This window comes from Nitrospirillum goiasense (assembly GCF_034427435.1).
Classification (GTDB): domain Bacteria; phylum Pseudomonadota; class Alphaproteobacteria; order Azospirillales; family Azospirillaceae; genus Nitrospirillum.
The window spans coordinates 126249-144094 of record NZ_JAXQNP010000002.1; the positions used below are offsets into that span (position 1 = coordinate 126249).

The following is a 17846-nucleotide window of genomic DNA, read 5'->3' on the forward strand; positions in this document are numbered from 1 at the left end:
TCACACCGCCGGCGCACCGCCAGCGGGCGTCAGGATGGTCAGCGCGCTGTCGTCGCCCTTGGCGCGCTCCCCCGCCGGCGCCTGCCCCAGCACCTGGAAGCACAGCGTCTCGGCGATGTTGGTGGCGTGGTCGCCGATCCGCTCCAGATTCTTGGCCGCGAACATCAGGTGGGTGCAGGCGGTGATGCGCTGCGGCGCTTCCATCATGTAGGTCAGCAGCTCGCGGAACAGGGCGGTATAGGCCAGGTCCACCTCGCTGTCGGCGTCGCGCACCGCCAGGGCCGCCGCCGCGTCGCTGTCGGCATAGGCCGTCACCACCCGGGTCAGCATGTCGTTGGCGGCGTCGCCGATGCGGCGCAGCGACCGGGTCAACTCCACCTCCGGCATCTGGTTCAGCGCCAGCGAGCGCTTGGCCACATTGGCCGCGAAATCGCCGATGCGTTCCAGATTGTTGGAGATCTTCAGCGCCGCCACCACCTCGCGCAGGTCGCTGCCCACCGGCGCCCTCAGCGCCAGCACCTTCAGCGTCTGCTCTTCGATGCGCTTCTCCAGGGCGTCGATCTTGTCGTCGTCCGCCATGACCGCTGCCGCCAGATCGCCATCCCTGTCCAGCGTCGCCTTCAGGGCGCGGCTGAGCTGGGAGGAGGCCAGCCGCCCCATCTCCGTGATGGCGCGGTGGAGTTGGGCCAGTTCTTCGTCATAGGACGTCACGATATGGCCGGTCGACATTCGCTGTTCTTCCTTAAACCGAATAATTGACGACACTCCGGTCGGGGGCCGCGGATAATCCCATGGGGCCAAGACCCCACCCCGCAGGGGTAGCATCCCCTATTACCGGCCCCCATTACCGGCGACGCGGGCCGCCGATTCACGCCCTAGCTTGGCCCAAGCGGTGCCAGCGTCAATGGTTTCTTAGCAAAGGGATAGGATGTTTTGTTGTAAGCAGTCCAAAAGAAATACAGACTGCCCGCAAATTCACGATTGCCGCTGAGAGGCCCGACCGGGGCATGACACCGCACGAATTGATCGCCGTCCTGGAAAAGCACGACCGCTGGCTGAAGCGGAAGACGGGCGGCGCCCGCGCCATGCTGCCGCTGGTCGACTTGCAGGGCGCCACCTTCTCCGGCATGAACCTGCAGTCCGCCAAGCTGTCGGGCGCCAACCTCACCGGCTGCGACTTCACCTCCGCCAACCTCAGCATGGCCGACCTGTTCGCCGCCAGGCTGACCCGCGCCGTGCTGATCAACGCCAACCTGTACCGCGCCGACCTGCGCGGCGCCCACATGCGCGGCGCCCGCTTGAAGGGCGCCATCCTGCGGGAAGCCGACCTGCGCGGCGGCGCGCTGCTGGACCGCCGGGGCCCCGGCCAGGTCAGCATGCAACAGTCCGATCTGCGCGGCGCCGACATGGACGACGCCCTGCTGTCCAGCGCCAACCTGGCGGGCGCCGATCTCAGCGAGACCAGCATGGTCGGCGCCGACTGCTCCGGCGCCCAGTTGTCCGGCTGCAATCTGGCCAAATCGGTGCTGAAGTCCGCCAACTTCACCGGCTGCGACATGCGCGGCGTCAACCTGTCGGGCAGCAACCTGACGGGGGCGGTGCTGCGGGACTGCCGTCTGGCGGGTGCCACCCTGGCCGGCGCCAACCTAATGAACGCCGACCTGACGGGCGCCAACCTGGAGGGGGTGGACCTGACCGGCGTGGACACCACCGGCGCCAACCTGGCCCGGGGGTCGGAGAATTTCTCGGAAAAGATCCAGAAGGCGCTGGGCCACCACCGCACCTGGATCCTGAGCAATGGCGCCAAGGGCATCCGGGCGGAGCTGATGGGCGAGGATTTGAGCCACATCGACCTGAAAGGCGTGAACCTCAGCGGCGCCGACCTGAAGGGCGCCAAGCTGGTGGGCGCCAAGCTGTGCGACGCCTTGTTCATCATGTCCGACCTGGCCGGCGCGGACCTGCGCGGCGCCGACCTGACCGGTGCCACCCTGGACGGCGTCAGCCTGCGCGGCACCGACCTGACCGGCGCCAAGCTGGATGGGGCGGAGATCGGTTCAGTCGACATCAAGGGGCCGGACGGCCGCCCCATCGGGCGACTGTGGCCCGCGAACCTGGCGGACGCCCAGTTGATGAAGGCCAGCCTGCAACGCGCCAACCTGCGCAGCGCCAACCTGTCGGGCGCGGACCTGCGCGGCGCCGACCTCAGCGGCGCGAACCTGATCGACGCCAACCTGCGCGGCGCCCTGCTGGAGGGTGCGCTCCTCGATGGCGCCGCCATGCCCGCCTTGATCGACGACGACGACGATTGAGCGTCCCGCTTCCCTGGCGCCGTGGCCGCCATTAAGCATAGCCGCTGATCTGGAGGCGGGGACGTCGTGAGAGGAAGCAGGATAGCCCGGCGGGCGGCATTGGCCGCGTTGGCCCTGATGGCAGTGGCGCCGGCCTGGGTGCCAGCATGGGGCGGTCCGACAACCGGCGCCCCACCCCCCAGCACCCAGCCCCGGCGGGTCGTCTCCCTCAACCTATGCACCGACCAGCTTGCGGCGCTGCTGCTGCCGCCCGGACGCATCGCCGCCCTGTCGCACTTGGCGGCCGACCCAACGCTGTCCTACGTCGCGGGGCGCATCGGCGGCATCCCGCTGACCCAGGGCGGGGCGGAGGAGCTGCTGGCGCTGAAGCCGGATCTGGTGCTGGCCGGACGGTACACGGCGCAGGCCGCGGTGCGCATGGCCAAGGCCCACCATATCCCTGTCGTACAGGTCGGCCTGATCGCCGATTTCGATGGAATTCGCGACCAGGTGCGCGCCGTGGCCGCCGCGCTGGGCGAATCAGCGACGGGCGAATCGCTACTGGCGGACATGGACCGGCGCCTGGCGGCGGCGGCACCCACCGATGACCGGCGGCCCACCGCCCTATCGCTGGCGCCGGGCGCCTTCACCTCCGGCGCCGGCACCCTGACCGCCGCCGTCATGAATGCCGCCGGCCTGGCCAACTATCCCGCCACCAAGGGCATGACCGGCTATGGCTATCTGACGGTGGAGGGAATCGTGGCCGACCCGCCCGACCTGCTGATAACCGGCGCGCCCGATACGGCGGAGGACCGGCACCCCTCGCTGTCCGGCGCCCTCATCGCCCACCCCGCCCTGCTGCGGGCGATACCGCCCAGCCGCCGCCCGCACCTGGATGAGACGCTGCTGGGCTGCGGCGGCCCCTACACGGTGGAGGCGGTGGAGGCGCTGGCCCGCGCCCGGACGGACTGGCTGAACCGCCAGCGGGCAGGGACGCCATGACCCCGCCCCCGTGGATTCGTCGTCATCCTCTGGGGGCACTGCTACCCCTGACGGCCGCGCTGTTCATCGCCTCCCTCTCCGTCGGGGCCAGCGGCGTGTCGCTGGCGGGGGTGTGGGCCGATTGGCGCGGCGGCGCCGGCGGCATGGCCTGGGTGATCTTCACCGAGATTAGGCTGCCCCGCGCCCTGCTGGGCCTGTTGGTGGGGGGCGCCCTGGGCATGGCCGGAGCCGCCTTGCAGGGCATGCTGCGCAACCCGCTGGCGGAGCCGGCGGTCATCGGTGTATCGCCCTGCGCCGCGCTGGGAGCCGTCATCGTCTTCTACAGCGGCTGGGCCACCAGCCTGGCGCTGGCCGTGCCCCTGGGCGGCATCGCCGGCGCGCTCATCGCCGTGGCGCTGCTGTTCGCGCTGGCGGGGCGCAGCGTCGGCGTCCTCACGCTGATCCTGGCCGGCATCGCGCTCAGCAGCTTCGCCGGCGCCGCCACCTCGCTGGCCCTGTCCCTGTCACCCAACCCCTATGCCTTGGCGGAAATCGTCTTCTGGATGATGGGCTCGCTGGCCGACCGGACCTTGGACCAGGTCTACCTGGCCGCGCCCTTCATCGGCGTCGGCGCCGCCCTGCTGCTGAGTGCCGGTCCGGCGCTGGACGCGCTGTCACTGGGGGAGGATACGGCGCAGTCCCTGGGATTTCCCCTGCGCCGGGTGGGGGCCCGGGTGGTGGTGGGCACGGCGCTGGCCGTGGGCGCCGCGGTCGCCGTGACGGGCGCCATCGGCTTTGTCGGCCTGGTGGTGCCGCACCTGCTGCGCCCCCTGGTCGGGCACCAGCCCCGCCGCCTGCTTCTGCCCAGCTTCGCCGGCGGCGCCTGCCTGGTGCTGGCGGCCGACACGGCGGTGCGTTTGGGCGGGCCGGGGCCGGAGCTGAAGCTGGGCGTGGTCACCGCCCTGCTGGGCGCGCCGTTTTTCCTGGGGCTGGTGCTGGCCACCCGCCGCCGGCTGGCCTGAGAGGTTGGACATGACCCTGTTGCAGGCCCATGACATCCACCTGGCCCTGGACGGCCGGACCATCCTGGACGGCGTATCGCTGGCGCTGCGGGCGGGGGAGGTCTGCGGCCTGATCGGCCCCAACGGCGCCGGCAAGTCCAGCCTGATGCGCATCCTGGCGGGCCTGCGCCGGCCGGACAGGGGCGGCGTGGCGTTGGACGGCCGCCCCCTGCCCTGCCCGCCCGACCGCGCCAGCGCCCGCCGGATGGCCTATCTGGCGCAGGAGCGGGACATCCATTGGCCGCTGACGGTGGCCCATGTGGTGGGCCTGGGCCGGCTGCCCCACCAGGGGCCCTTCCGCGCCGATGGCGCCGCCGACCGCGACGCCGTGGAGCGGGCCATGGCCGACGCCGACTGCGCCCACCTGCGCGACCGTGTCGCCACCACCCTGTCGGGCGGGGAGCGGGCGCGGGTGCTGCTAGCCCGCGCGCTGGCGACGGCGCCGGATGTCCTGCTGGCGGATGAGCCGGCGGCCAGCCTGGACCCGCTGCACCAGGTGCAGGTCATGTCCCTGCTGCGGCGGCGGGCCCACGGGAACGGAAGCGCCGTGCTGGCGGTGCTGCACGACCTGAACGCGGCGGCCCAGTGGTGCGACCGCGTCGTGGTGCTGCAGGACGGACGGGTGGCGGGGGACGGCCCGCCCCAGGCGGTGCTGGAACCGGGGCTGCTGCGCACCATTTATGGCGTTGACATCATCCCGGGCAGCGTCGAGGGACGGCCGGTGTTCGTGACGCGCTAGTGCCTGTCACGAAGACGGCTATGATGGGACCGGTTTCAGGTTGCGGAAAAAGGAGCGCGCGATGCGACAGGTGACGGTGGCGGCCACCCAGACGTGGTGCGACTGGAACAAGGACGGCAACATCGACCGGGTGGAGGCGCTGGTGCGCCGCGCCGCGGCCGAGGGCGCGCAGATCATCCTGCCGCAGGAACTGTTCGAGACGCCCTACTTCTGCATCAACCAGAAGGCCGCGCACTTCGCCCACGCCGCCCCGGCGGATGGCCATCCCGTGCTGAACCGCTTCACGGCGTTGGCGCGTGAGCTGCAGGTCGTCCTGCCCACCAGCTTTTTCGAGCGGGCGGGCACCGTCTATTTCAATTCCCTGGCCATGATCGACGCCGACGGCAGCATCCTGGGCATCTACCGCAAGAGCCACATCCCCGATGGCCCCGGCTATCAGGAGAAGTTCTATTTCAGCCCCGGCGACACCGGCTTCCAGGTCTACAAGACCCGCTACGCCACCATCGGCACGGCCATCTGCTGGGACCAGTGGTTCCCGGAGGCCGCGCGCGTCATGGCGCTGCAGGGGGCGGAGATCCTGTTCTATCCCACCGCCATCGGCTCGGAGCCGCAGGACCCCACTTTGGACAGCCGCGACCACTGGCAGCGGGTGATGCAGGGCCATGCCGGGGCCAACCTGGTGCCGCTGGTGGCCAGCAACCGGGTGGGCACCGAGCCGGATGACGACCGCGCCATCACCTTCTACGGCTCGTCCTTCATCGCCGGCCCCAAGGGCGAGAAGGTCGCGGAAGCGACTCGTGAGGAAGAGACGGTGCTGACCGCCACCTTCGATCTGGACCAGATCGCGGCCATGCGGTCGTCCTGGGGGGTGTTCCGCGACCGTCGGCCAGAGCTGTATGCGCCGCTGTTGACCCTGGATGGACGCACACGCAGGGGTTGACGGTAAATCCTTGCCATTTCATTGGGCAAATGGCGCATTAACCAACAAATAACGATTACATTGCCGTCACGCATTGGCCCCAACTGCCGCATCCCCAGATAAATCCTTTTGCCAAAGGCGATTCTGCGATAAACGAGGGGCGGCAGTTGTTAAATCGAGGTCAATACAAATGGGTGCTCAAAAGAGCTCTGTGACCGGTACCCTTGCGTCCGCGTACTCACTTTCCAAGCGAGGCGAGGGTCCCAATCCTATCGATATCCATGTCGGTAATCGCTTGCGCTTGCGCCGTACTTTGCTGGGCCTGAGCCAGGAGATCCTGGGCGAGGCCGTTGGAATCACCTTCCAGCAGCTACAGAAGTATGAGCGGGGCATGAACCGCATCAGCGCCAGCCGGCTGTTCAACCTTTCGCAGGTGCTGGGCGTGCCCGTCGGGTACTTCTTCGAAGACCTGCCGGCGACCGAGCAGGCCACGCGCATCGCGTTGGGCAGCGAGGAAGGTGAGACCATGGCCCGGCGGGAAACGCTGGAGCTGGTGCGCGCCTATTACCGCGTGCCGGACGGCGCCGTCCGCCGCCGCGCCTTCGACCTGCTGAAGGCCCTGGGTGGCGACGCTCGTGAAAACGAAGACGCCTAAGACCTGAAAGTTTCACGTGTCTTAGGGTATATTGCCGACCGCCGGATGGCCTCCCCATCCGGCGGTTGCCTTATGGCCCCCTCGCACGCGTCGAAGCCCAAATGCCGCTGACCACCGAAGAGATCGCCCTCGACCACGGTTTCCCTGGAACGCGGCGGAATGTGACGGTCCACCGCTTTGGCCCGGCCGCCGCCGATGCGGGAACCGGCCGCCCCAAGGCCTATATCCAGGCGGCCTTGCACGCCGACGAGATCCCCGGCCTGCTGGTGGCTCAGCACATCCTGGCCCGCCTGCGCGCGGCGGACGCGGAAGGCCGGGTGCGGGGCGACATCATCCTGGTTCCCTACGCCAACCCCATCGGCCTGTCGCAGGCCGTGCTGGGCACGGCCATCGGCCGCTTCGCGCTCAGCAACGGCATCAACTTCAACCGCGATTTCCCCGACCTGGCCGCCGCCGTGGCCGACCGGGTGATGGACCGCCTGGGCCCGGACGCGGGCGCCAACGTCGCGCTGGTCCGCCATGCCGCACGGGAGGCCATCGCCGCCTGGGAGACGGCGACGGAAGCCGACAGCCTGCGCAAAATCCTGCTGGGCCTGGCCATCGACGCCGACATCGTGCTGGACCTGCATTGCGACAGCGAGGCCCTGCTGCACGCCTATACCGGCACCGAATCCTGGCCGGACGCCAGCGACCTGATGGCGGAGCTGGGGTGCCGCGCCGTGTTCCTGGCCCTGGAATCGGGCGGCAATCCCTTCGACGAATCCTGTTCCGGCCTGTGGTGGCGCCTGCGCAACCGCCTGACCACCGGCCGGCCCGGCGGGGCACCGCCCCTGCCCGCCGCCTGCCTGGCCGCCACCATCGAGCTGCGCGGCCGCCGCGACGTGGACGATGCCCAGGCCGCCACCGACGCCGACGCCTTGATTCGGTTCCTAACCCGGCGCGGCCTGCTGGCGGGCGACGTGGCCGCCCCGCCCGCCCCCGCCTGCCACGCCACCCCCCTGGCCGGCGTGGATCGGGTGCGGGCCCCCGTGGCCGGCGTGGTCCTCTACACCGTGGCGCTGGGCGACACCGTCGCCGTGGGCCAGACGGTGGCGGAGGTGGTGGACCCCGTGACCGGCATCCGCCACCCCGCCCGCGCCCGCGCCCCCGGCATCGTCTGGGCCCGGGCGGAGCAGCGCTACACCGCCGCCGGCGCCATCATCACCAGCATCGCCGGCGATCGCCCCCTGGCCGAGGAAGGCAGCGGGCTGCTGACGGCCCGTTAAGTTCGCCCTTCTGTCCCGTCCCTCATAATGGTCCCCCGCCCCTGCACGCGGGCGGCCCTTGCCCCTGGGCGCGCTTCCAAGGGAAACTGGTGCTGGGAGAAGACCCGCCGCACACGCGGCGGCATCTGAGTCAACGCGGGGATATCATGGCGCGGGGAATTCGGGCGGCGTTGGCCGCTCTCATGGTGGCGGGGCTGGCGGCGATGGCGCCCGCCCCGGCCAATGCCGCCTGGTACACGGGCCGCAACATCGTAGTGGACCAGGCGGCCGATGGTTCGGTCATCGCCCTGGGCGACAGCGTCCAGCTCAACAGCACCGTGGCCGGTAGCGCCGTACTGATCAGTTCTAGCGCCACCGTCAACGGCACGGTGGCCGACAGTCTCATCGTCGTCTCCGGCAGCACCACCCTGTCCGGCCAGGTGGGTGGCGACGTGGTGCTGGTGGCCGGCAACATCGACATGGTGAAGGGCTCCGTCGTGTCCGGCGACGCCACGCTGCTGGGCGGCGAGGTCACGATGGACGGCACGGTCACGGGCGACGTGGCGGTCAAGGGCGGCGACCTCACCGTGTCGGGCACCATCATGGGCGATGTCGACGCCACCTCCGGCAAGCTGATCCTGAAGCCCGGCGCCCACATCATGGGCGACGTCACCTTCAGCGGCGGTCAGGCGCTGGAACTGCCGGCCGGCGCCCACATCGAGGGCAAGGTGCAGTACAAAGGCGACGGCGTGAAAAGCCATCGCCACCACGACGCGGACGCCGATGAGGAAAGCGGCACCGACACCCGGGGCAACCACCACAGCGGCTGGCATATCTGGATGCCCTGGTTCGGCGGCATCGGCATGATCAGCTTCGGCGTCGGCATGCTGCTGGTAGGTGCCGTGCTCTACATCCTGTTTCCCGGCGCCGTCACCAACGTCGCCGCCGGGATCGCCGGCGACCCCGGCCCGGCCGCGGTGAAGGGCCTGGTTTTGCTGGTGGGCGTGCCGCTGTTCAGCATGGTCTGCCTGATCACCATCATCGGCATCCCCGTGGCCCTGGTGCTGGGGTTCGCCTATGTCCTGGCGCTGATGGTGGCCATGCCGCTGGCCGGCTTCGCCCTGGCCGACATGGTGACCCAACGCCGGGGCCCGCCAGTCAGCCCGGGCGACCGCATCCGCCGCTACGCCCTGGTGGTGCTGATCCTGGCGGTGCTGCAGCTCATCCCCTTCGTGGGCGGGCTGGTGAAGTTCGGCCTGCTGATGATGGGCCTGGGCGGCCTGGTCAGCCACCTGCGCCGCCGGGGCCCGGTGGCGGCCTACTGAGCCGCCACCCTCAGTACAGCGCCCGCTTGCCGGGCGGGCGGCGCGGCAACGTCGTCTCCCGGCGCAGGGTGGCATAGGCGACGGCGATCTGGGCGGCCACCGCGGCGTTGTTCAGCAACAGGGCGCGGTTGGCCACCAGGCTGGCGCCCTCGGTCAATTCCTCCAGGCGGGCCAGCAGGAAGGGGGTCAAGTCCTTGCCGCGCACGCCCTGGCCTTCGGCCTCCGCCACCGCCAGGCGGATGGCCTGTTCCGTGGCCTCGGCATCCAGCGCCGCCTCTTCCGGGACGGGCACGGCGATGAGGACGCCGCCGTTCAAGCCCAGCTGCCATTTGGCGCGCAGGATGCGGGCCACGTCGTCCGCCGAGTCACAGCGGCTGTCGACCGGCAGGGTGCACTGGGCGGTGTAGAAGGCGGGGAAGTTGTCGGTGCCGTAGCCCACCACCGGCACACCCCGTGTCTCCAAGTATTCCAGGGTCTTGGGCAGGTCCAGGATGGCCTTGGCACCGGCGCAGACCACGGCCACGTCGGTGCGGGCCAGTTCCTCCAGGTCGGCGGAGATGTCCAGCGTCGTCTCCGCCCCCCGGTGCACGCCGCCGATGCCGCCGGTGGCGAAAACGGAAATGCCGGCCAGGCGGGCGGCGATCATGGTGGCGGCCACGGTGGTGGCGCCGTCGCCACCGGCCGCCAGCACCAGGGGCAGGTCGCGACGGCTCACCTTGCGGATGCCGCCAGCGGCCAGCCGCTCGAAATCCTCCGCCTCCAGGCCGATTCGAATGCGGCCGTCCAGAATGGCGATGGTGGCCGGCACGGCACCGTGCGCCCGCACCGTCGCCTCCATGGCGCGGGCGGCCTCGATGTTGTCGGGATAGGGCAGCCCATGGCTGATCACGGTGGATTCCAGGGCGACGACCGCCCGGCCCGCCTTGATGGCGGCCGCGATCTCCCCCTTGATCACGCAATACTCCAGCATGCCCGCCCCCGTTTGTTCATGCCCTCAACCGCCGGGCGTTACAGCACCGCCGCCAGGCGCCGGATCAACTCGGCCGCCCCGGCCGCCGCCGCCTGGCAGAAGGCGGGAAAGTCCATGTGGCTGTCGGCCCCGGCCAGATCGCTGAGGCTGCGCACCACCAGGTAGGGCACACCCCAGCGGGTCGCCACCTGGGCCACGGACGCGCCCTCCATCTCCACCGCCTGCGCCGCGAAGGTGCGGAACAGCCGGTCGCGCGAGGTCTCGCAGTTCAGGAACTGGTCGCCCGTCAGCACGGTTCCGAAGTGGATGCCGGGCACCCGCGCCTCCCCGCCCGTCGCTTCCGCCGACAGGGCCGGCAGGACCAGGCCGTCCAAGGCTGCACGCGCCTTGGCTTCCAGGCCCTGATCCAGGTCATAACCATGGGTTTCATCGAAGCCCGGCAGGGGCGGGACGCCGGGCTGATAGACCTTCAGCTCGCCCTGCGCCAGGGCGCCGTAATCGTGTTGTACCAGACGGGTCGCCACCACCACGTCGCCAATGGCCAGGGCCGGATCGACCCCGCCGGCCACGCCGGAGAACAGCAGGGCGCGGCAACCGAACACCTGCAGCAGCAGGGTGGAGACGACGGCGGCGTTGACCTTGCCGATTCCCGCCTCCACCAGCACCACTTGGCGGCCGTCCATGCTGCCTTGCTGGAAGGTGAAGCCGGCGATGACGCGCGTCTCCTCCGCCTGGAAATGCGCGCCGAAATGGGCGATTTCCTCCGGGATGGCGCAAATCAGCCCCAGCGGGCCACCCTTCTGCTCGGTCATGTCGGACTTGATCCCCTTAGTCGCATAGGAGGCCGGCAGCATCCCCACCGTGCACACAAAGGCGGGCGCCGGGCCTGAACCTCATATATCCTGAGGGCATGCCGCCTGTCGCGCCAATCTCTGTTCCAGGGCCAGATCCAGAGCTGTTGCCCGCCAACATCGCGGGCTGGTTCGCCCATCGCGGCTGGACGCCGCACGCCCACCAGCTGGAGATGCTGCGCGCCGCCCAGCGGGGGGAGCATACGCTGCTGATCGCCCCCACCGGCGGCGGCAAGACGCTGGCGGGGTTCCTGCCCAGCCTGATCGACCTGTCGGAACGCCCGCGCGAGGGGCTGCACACCCTTTACATCTCCCCCCTCAAGGCGCTGGCGGTGGACATCGCCCGCAACCTGGAACAGCCGGTGGCGGAGCTGCGCCTGCCCATCCGGGTGGAGACGCGCACCGGCGACACGCCGGAGGCCAAGCGCCGCCGCCAGCGCGCCCACCCGCCGCAAATCCTGATGACCACGGTGGAAAGCCTGGCGCTGCTGCTGTCGTATCCCGAGGCGGCGACTCTGTTCGGGACCCTGCGCACCATCATCGTGGATGAACTGCACGCCCTGGCCGGCAGCAAGCGCGGCGACCTGCTGGCCCTGCACCTCGCACGCCTGGCCAGCCTGGCGCCCAACGCCCGCCGCGTCGGCCTGTCCGCCACCGTGGCCCATCCCCAGGCCCTGGTCGATTACCTGGCCCTGCCCCACCATCCCATCGCCCCCGCGACCCCGGTCAAGATCGTGCGCGGCGCCCCGGGCGCCCCGGCGGAGGTGGGCATCCTGCTGACCATGGAGATCCCCTGGGGCGGGCACATGGCGCTGCAGACCATGCCGGACGTCTATGAGCAGGTGAAGGCCTGCGGCACCACCCTGATCTTCGTGAACACCCGTGCCCAGGCCGAACTTGTGTTCCAGGAGCTGTGGCGGGTGAACGCCGACGCCCTGCCCATCGCCCTGCACCACGGCAGCCTGTCGACCGAGCAGCGCCGCAAGGTGGAGGCGGCGATGGCGCGAGGATCACTGCGCGCCGTGGTCGCCACGAGTTCGCTGGACCTGGGCATCGACTGGGCCGCCGTGGACCTGGTGGTGCAGATCGGCGCGCCCAAGGGCGTCAGCCGCCTGCTGCAGCGCATCGGCCGCGCCAACCACCGCATCGACCTGACCTCCCGCGCCCTGCTCGTTCCCGCCAACCGGTTCGAGGTGCTGGAGTGCAAGGCCGCCATCGACGCCGTGCGCGCCGGCACCCTGGATGGCGACCCACCCCGCCCCGGCGGGCTGGAGGTGCTGGCCCAGCATGTCGTGGGCACCGCCTGCGCTGGGCCCTTCGACGCCGACCACCTGTTCGCCGAGGTCGCCAGCTGCGCGCCCTACGCCAGCCTGACGCGGGAGCGGTTCGAGCAGGTGATGGATTTCGTGGCCACCGGCGGCTACGCCCTGCGCGCCTATGAACGCTTCCAGCGGCTGCGCCGGCGGGAGGATGGCTTGTGGCAGCTGGCCAACTACCAGGTGGCGCGGCAATACCGCCTGAACGTCGGCACCATCGTGGAGGAGCCGACGGTCAAGGTCCGAATGTCCAACGGCGGCTCCATCGGCGATGTGGAGGAATACTTCATCCAGGGCCTGGTGCCGGGCGACACCTTCATCTTCGGCGGCCAGCTGCTGCGCTTCGTCGGCATGCGCGACAACGCCGCCATCGTGGTCAAAGGCGGCCAGGGCCAGCCCAAGGTGCCGGTCTACGCCGGTGGCCGCCTGCCCCTGACCACCCATCTGGCCGACCGGGTGCGCGCCATGCTGGCCGATCCCGGCCAGTGGCGCGACCTGCCGCCGGAGGTGGCGGAGTGGCTGCGCATCCAGCGCTATGTCTCAGCATTGCCCGACCGCACCGGCCTGCTGGTGGAAACCTTCCCGCGCGGCGGCAAGGAGTTCCTGGTGGCCTACACCTTCGAGGGCCGCAACGCCCACCAGACCCTGGGCATGCTGCTGACCCGCCGCATGGAACGGCTGGGCCTCCACCCGCTGGGGTTCGTCGCCACCGACTATGTCCTGGCCATCTGGTCGCTGAGCACCGTCACGGACATGGACGCCCTGTTCGCCGAGGACATGCTGGGCGATGACCTGGAGGAGTGGATGGACGAGTCCAGCATGCTGCGCCGGACCTTCCAGACCGTGGCCACCATCGCCGGCACGCTGGAGCGCCGCCACCCGGGCGAAGAGAAGACCAAGCGCCAGATGACCGTCAGCGCCGACCTGATCTACGACGTGCTGCGCCGCCACGACCCCGGCCACCTGCTGCTGCAGGCCACCCGTGCCGAGGCCGCCGCCGGCCTGACCGACGTGCGCCGGCTGGCCGACATGCTGGCCCGCGTGAAGGGGCACATCCGCCACATGGCGCTGGACCGCATCTCCCCCCTGGCGGTGCCCGTGCTGCTGGAGATCGGCCGCGTCATGGTGGGGGGCCGGGCGGACGAGGTGCTGTTGCAGGAGGCCGCCGAGGAACTGGCGGCCGAGGCCCTGCCCAAGACCATGCGGCAAGGCCAGGGGCTATTGCCGTTTTAGGCGGCTCTCAAACGCCAAAACGGCGCAGGATCGCTCCCGCGCCGTTTGGAGAAGCGTCGCCGTCAGCCGGCGTTGGACGGGTGGCTGTCGTAGGCGTCCATGACCCGGGTGGTGTAGACCAGGGCGGCACCGGCGCCGATGGCCACGGCCACGCCCAGGGCCTCGGCGATCTCCTCCTTGGTGGCGCCGTGCTTGATGGCGGCGTCGGTGTGGACGGTGATACAGCCGTCGCACTTCACGCTCACCGCCACGGCCAGGGCGATCAGCTCCCGCGTCTTGGCATCCAGGTGGTTGGTGTGCTGGCCGGCACCGCTGATGGTGACATAGCCCTTGACCGTATCCGGGCTCAGCTTGGCATAGGCGCCGACGCCGGCGCCGATCTGCTGACGATACTGGTTCCAATCGAGCATCATGATCTGCTTCCTTTCAATCCGCAGGCGCCGTCAGGTGAGGCGCCGGTCGCGGTGTGTTTCGATGTCTGAAAGGTAGCGCCGGGGATGCCGGCGCTGAATGCCCGGGCGGATCGAGGTCATGACCGGCAGGATCAATGGTGGCGGGGTGAGGCAAAGTCCATGGACGACGGTCGCAACGACGTGCTGAGCACACTGGCCCCCCTGATCCAGGTGCGCCCCCTGGTGGAGCAGCACTGCCTGTTCGGGCCCGGCTGGTCCACCCCCCATGCCCGCGAACCCTTGGGGCTCGCGCCGTTCCACATCGTGACGGCCGGCAGCGCCCAGGTGCTGCTGCCCGACCTGGAGCGCACTCTGCACCTGTCCGCTGGGGATGTCCTTTTGTTGCCGCATGGCGCGCGGCACACCGTGCGCACCGCCGGCGCCGTTGCCACCCCGACAACGAGGCTGAACCGCCGCGACAACGGGGTGGTGGAGGTCAAATGGACCAGCGACCTGCCCGACGCGGTGTCGGCGGTCCCGCCGGACAGTCCCGTCGCCCCGCCCGCGCTGGAATTGATTTGCGGGCGATTCGCGTTCGAGCGGGTTGCGGACAACCCGCTGCTGGCCCTGCTGCCGGAGGCGGTGCACCTGACGGCGGCCGACCACCAGGAAAGCCGGCGCCTGACCCGGCTGGTGGAAACCATCCGGGATGAGGTCGCCTTGCCCCGGCCCGGCGGCCGCGCCATCGCCACCGATCTCGCCCGCGCCTTGTTCACCATGATCCTGCGCGGCCATCTGGCGGGCCATGGCGAGGGCGCGGAGGCGGCGGGCCTGCTGGCCCGCCCGGCCACGGCGCGGGTGGTGGCGGCCCTGGTGCGCGATCCGGCGCGGGCCTGGACCCTGGACGAGTTGGCGGCGCAGGCCCATCTTTCCCGCGCCACCCTGGTGCGCGCCTTCCGCGCCGCCGGCGCCCCCGCCCCGCTGGCCTTCCTGGCCCAGGTGCGCATGACGCTGGCCGTGCGCCACCTGGTGGCAGAGGGGCTGTCGCTGGCGGAGACGGCGGCCCGCGTGGGCTATGAATCGGAAAGCGCGTTCAGCCGCGCCTTCAAACGCCACTACAATGCGGCCCCCGGGGACTACCGGGACGCCGCGCGCGCCTGACTGAATGGGGATCTTTTTCGCATGAACGCCCGTTTCGGCACCGGCAGCGCCGGCGACCAGACCGCCCTGACCGTGAACGGGGCCACGGTGCTGGCGGACGCCAGCGGCGCCCTGTTCTGGCCGGACCGCGGCCTGCTGGTGGTGGCCGACCTGCACCTGGAAAAGGGATCGGCGTTCGCGGCGCGCGGCACCCTGCTGCCGCCCTACGACACCGCGGCCACGCTGGCGCGGTTGGAGGCGACCTGCCGCCGCCTGGCTCCCCGGCGCGTGCTGTGCCTGGGTGACAGCTTTCATGACCCCCGCGCCGGCGCCCGCGTCTCAGCCGACGACGGCCGTCGCCTCGCCGGGCTGATCCAGGCCCATGACTGGCTGTGGGTGGTGGGCAACCACGACCCGGCCCCACCCCCGGACTGGGGCGGACAGGTGGTGGACGACTGGGTGGAGGGCCCGCTGGTTTTCCGGCATGAGGCGCAGGACATCACCACCGCGGGCGAAATCTCCGGCCACTACCACCCCAAGGCCAGCGTACCCACCCGGGCACGGCGGGTGGGGGGGCGCTGCTTCATCACCGACGGCCACCGCCTGGTGCTGCCGGCCTTCGGCGCCTACACCGGCGGGCTGGATGTGCGCGACGCGGCGTTGCGCCGGCTGTTCCCCGGCGCCTTCAGCATCGTGCTGCTGCACCGGGACCGCGGCTACGCCTTCCAGTCCGCCCACATCCTGGGCGATGACTGGCCGCGAACCGGCACGGTCTGATTGATCGACAGGGACTTTAGAAATAGGGACCCCAGAAAAGGAAACGGGCGGCCCGGGGATGGGGGGACCCGGGCCGCCCTTAGGTCGTCCGCTGAACGCGCTTTGGGGGGTGCGCAACCAGGCCGGGATGGGGGAACCGGTAACTGGACTATCGAGCGGACACTGTTACAGATAGGAGCCCCCCGGGGAAAAACAAGCACGCCAATACATCTGGATAGGGTGGGGAGTAGATCTCGATGGAGGTGATCCACCGGACGGGCGGGTACGTATCTTTTGTCATACGCGGATCGTCCTGCGACAATCGATCCGCCATCCTGGAAAACCCACTCAAAGGCCTATAGCCGGGTTCGAAGGGAGAGGTTTTTCTTGCCCGCTATTGTAACGCTCCCCTGCCGCCGGCCAGTTGCAGATTTGCTAGGGTTTGCCTGATGTTCGCCGCCTCCGCCCCCCATGCCCCCATCGTCGTCTGGTTCCGCCAGGACCTCCGCCTGGCCGACAATCCGGCGCTGACCCATGCCGCCGACAGCGGCCGGCCGGTGGTGCCCGTCTACATCCTGGACGACCAGGGCGCCGCCCCCTGGGCACCCGGCGCCGCGTCGCGCTGGTGGCTGCACCACAGCCTGTCGTCCCTGGGCGCGGCGCTGGCGGGCCTGGGCTGCCCCCTGGTGCTACGGCGCGGCCGGCCGGACGTGGTCTTGCGCGACCTGGTGCGCGAGGTGGGCGCCGGCGCCGTGGTCTGGAACCGCTGCTACGAACCCCAGGCCACCGCCCGCGACAGCGCGCTGAAGGCCGACCTGAAGGCAGAGGACGTCACGGTCCACAGCTTCCAGGCCAACCTGCTGGCCGAGCCCTGGACGGTGAAGACGGGGGGCGGCGGCCCCTACAAGGTGTTCACCCCGTTCTGGAGGGCGGTGAAGGACGGGTTGAAGGGTGGGCTCAACCCCGGCGCGCCCCTACCGCCCCCGGCGGCGCTGGCAGCCCTGCCCACCCCGCCCGATGGCGACCGCCTGGCGGACTGGGCCCTGCTGCCGACCAAGCCCGACTGGGCCGGCGGCCTGCGCGACGCCTGGACGCCCGGTGAGGCGGGCGCCGCCCGACGCCTGGCGGCCTTCCTGGATTCGGCCGTGGGAAACTATGCCGAGGGGCGCGATTATCCCGCCCAGCCCTGGACATCGCGCCTGTCGCCCCACCTGCACCACGGCGAGATATCGCCCCGTCAAATCTGGGCGGCGGCCATGGCCAGGGCCGACAGTACCCATGAAGACAAGGGCGTGGCCGGTTTCCTCCGCGAACTGGGCTGGCGGGAGTTCTGCCACCACCTGCTATACCACTTCCCCTACCTGCCGGAGCGGCCGCTGAACCCCAAGTTCGAGGCCTTCGCCTGGCGTGAGGACGCCAAGCACCTGGAAGCCTGGCAACGGGGCCGCACCGGCTATCCCATCGTTGACGCCGGCATGCGGGAGCTGTGGGCCACGGGCTGGATGCACAACCGGGTGCGGATGATCGTCGGTTCCTTCCTGGTGAAGCACCTGCTGCTGCCCTGGACCGCCGGCCAGGCGTGGTTCTGGGACACGCTGGTGGATGCCGACCTGGCCAACAACGCCGGCGGCTGGCAGTGGATCGCTGGCTGCGGCGCCGACGCCGCCCCCTATTTCCGGGTGTTCAACCCCGTGCTGCAGGGGGAGAAGTTCGACGCGGCGGGGGCCTATGTCCGCCGCTGGGTCCCGGAACTGGCGGGCCTGCCCGACAGCGTGCTGCACCAGCCGTGGGCGGCGGACCCGATCACCCTGCGGGCGGCGGGCGTGCGGCTGGGCCATGACTATCCCCACCCGGTGGTGGACCATAAGGCGGCGCGCCAGCGGGCGCTGGACACGTTCGCCGCGATCAAGGACGACAACGAGTGACAGCTGGGATTAAATGCCGATGCGGGATCAATTGGATGACCAGGACACCGG

16 protein-coding genes are annotated in these 17846 nt (G+C 70.3%); 12 read left to right on the forward strand and 4 right to left on the reverse strand.

What is annotated here, in order from left to right:
- On the reverse strand, positions 1 to 729 hold the full coding sequence (gene phoU / locus ULB03_RS02910) for a phosphate signaling complex protein PhoU (RefSeq protein ID WP_322481801.1): 729 nt from the start codon (positions 727 to 729) through the stop codon (positions 1 to 3).
- A 278-nt stretch (positions 730 to 1007) separates the two neighbouring features.
- On the opposite strand from phoU, the gene ULB03_RS02915 reads away from it, so the two are divergent.
- The 8 genes from ULB03_RS02915 (at position 1008) to ULB03_RS02950 (ending at position 9212) form a co-directional block, all read left to right on the forward strand.
- Positions 1008 to 2309 carry a pentapeptide repeat-containing protein gene (locus ULB03_RS02915; protein ID WP_322481802.1) on the forward strand — a complete coding sequence of 434 codons (1302 nt, stop codon included), beginning with the start codon at positions 1008 to 1010 and terminating at the stop codon, positions 2307 to 2309.
- Positions 2310 to 2426: 117 nt separating this feature from the next.
- Positions 2427 to 3290: an ABC transporter substrate-binding protein gene (locus ULB03_RS02920; protein WP_322481803.1), complete on the forward strand. Its 864-nt coding sequence runs from the start codon at positions 2427 to 2429 to the stop codon at positions 3288 to 3290.
- Complete coding sequence (locus tag ULB03_RS02925; RefSeq protein ID WP_322481804.1) at positions 3287 to 4291, forward strand: FecCD family ABC transporter permease; 1005 nt, start codon at positions 3287 to 3289, stop codon at positions 4289 to 4291. Before ULB03_RS02920 ends, ULB03_RS02925 begins: the two co-directional genes overlap by 4 nt.
- Before the next feature lie 10 nt (positions 4292 to 4301).
- Entirely contained in the window at positions 4302 to 5069 is a 768-nt protein-coding gene (locus ULB03_RS02930) for an ABC transporter ATP-binding protein (RefSeq protein WP_322481805.1), read from the forward strand.
- A gap of 61 nt (positions 5070 to 5130) precedes the next feature.
- A complete protein-coding gene (gene aguB / locus ULB03_RS02935) occupies positions 5131 to 6009 on the forward strand; it encodes an N-carbamoylputrescine amidase (protein WP_322481806.1) in 879 nt (292 codons plus the stop codon).
- Positions 6010 to 6178: 169 nt separating this feature from the next.
- Positions 6179 to 6643: a helix-turn-helix domain-containing protein gene (locus tag ULB03_RS02940; RefSeq protein ID WP_322481807.1), complete on the forward strand. Its 465-nt coding sequence runs from the start codon at positions 6179 to 6181 to the stop codon at positions 6641 to 6643.
- A 101-nt stretch (positions 6644 to 6744) separates the two neighbouring features.
- A complete protein-coding gene (locus tag ULB03_RS02945) occupies positions 6745 to 7908 on the forward strand; it encodes a succinylglutamate desuccinylase/aspartoacylase family protein (RefSeq protein WP_322481808.1) in 1164 nt (387 codons plus the stop codon).
- Between the two features lie 146 nt (positions 7909 to 8054).
- Positions 8055 to 9212 (forward strand): bactofilin family protein, encoded by a 1158-nt coding sequence (locus ULB03_RS02950; protein ID WP_322481809.1) that lies wholly within the window; start codon positions 8055 to 8057, stop codon positions 9210 to 9212.
- A gap of 10 nt (positions 9213 to 9222) precedes the next feature.
- Here ULB03_RS02950 and ULB03_RS02955 read toward each other — a convergent pair whose 3' ends face one another.
- On the reverse strand, positions 9223 to 10182 hold the full coding sequence (locus ULB03_RS02955) for a pseudouridine-5'-phosphate glycosidase (RefSeq protein WP_322481810.1): 960 nt from the start codon (positions 10180 to 10182) through the stop codon (positions 9223 to 9225).
- A gap of 38 nt (positions 10183 to 10220) precedes the next feature.
- Positions 10221 to 10994, reverse strand: a complete 774-nt coding sequence (locus ULB03_RS02960) for a 5'-methylthioadenosine/adenosylhomocysteine nucleosidase (RefSeq protein WP_322481811.1) — start codon at positions 10992 to 10994, stop codon at positions 10221 to 10223.
- A 98-nt stretch (positions 10995 to 11092) separates the two neighbouring features.
- Between ULB03_RS02960 and ULB03_RS02965 the strand changes: the two genes are divergently transcribed.
- On the forward strand, positions 11093 to 13582 hold the full coding sequence (locus ULB03_RS02965) for a ligase-associated DNA damage response DEXH box helicase (RefSeq protein WP_322481812.1): 2490 nt from the start codon (positions 11093 to 11095) through the stop codon (positions 13580 to 13582).
- A 62-nt stretch (positions 13583 to 13644) separates the two neighbouring features.
- On the opposite strand, the gene ULB03_RS02970 is transcribed toward ULB03_RS02965, so the two are convergent.
- Positions 13645 to 13995 carry a carboxymuconolactone decarboxylase family protein gene (locus ULB03_RS02970; RefSeq protein ID WP_416211007.1) on the reverse strand — a complete coding sequence of 117 codons (351 nt, stop codon included), beginning with the start codon at positions 13993 to 13995 and terminating at the stop codon, positions 13645 to 13647.
- Between the two features lie 159 nt (positions 13996 to 14154).
- Here ULB03_RS02970 and ULB03_RS02975 point away from each other — a divergent pair, with 159 nt between their 5' ends.
- The 3 genes from ULB03_RS02975 to ULB03_RS02985 all read left to right on the forward strand — a co-directional run bounded on the left by ULB03_RS02975 (position 14155) and on the right by ULB03_RS02985 (position 17795).
- Positions 14155 to 15135 (forward strand): AraC family transcriptional regulator, encoded by a 981-nt coding sequence (locus ULB03_RS02975; RefSeq protein ID WP_322481813.1) that lies wholly within the window; start codon positions 14155 to 14157, stop codon positions 15133 to 15135.
- 21 nt (positions 15136 to 15156) lie between these two features.
- Positions 15157 to 15891, forward strand: a complete 735-nt coding sequence (gene pdeM, locus ULB03_RS02980; protein ID WP_322481814.1) for a ligase-associated DNA damage response endonuclease PdeM — start codon at positions 15157 to 15159, stop codon at positions 15889 to 15891.
- Positions 15892 to 16319: 428 nt separating this feature from the next.
- Positions 16320 to 17795, forward strand: a complete 1476-nt coding sequence (locus ULB03_RS02985) for a cryptochrome/photolyase family protein (protein ID WP_322481815.1) — start codon at positions 16320 to 16322, stop codon at positions 17793 to 17795.
- Positions 17796 to 17846: the final 51 nt, after the last annotated feature.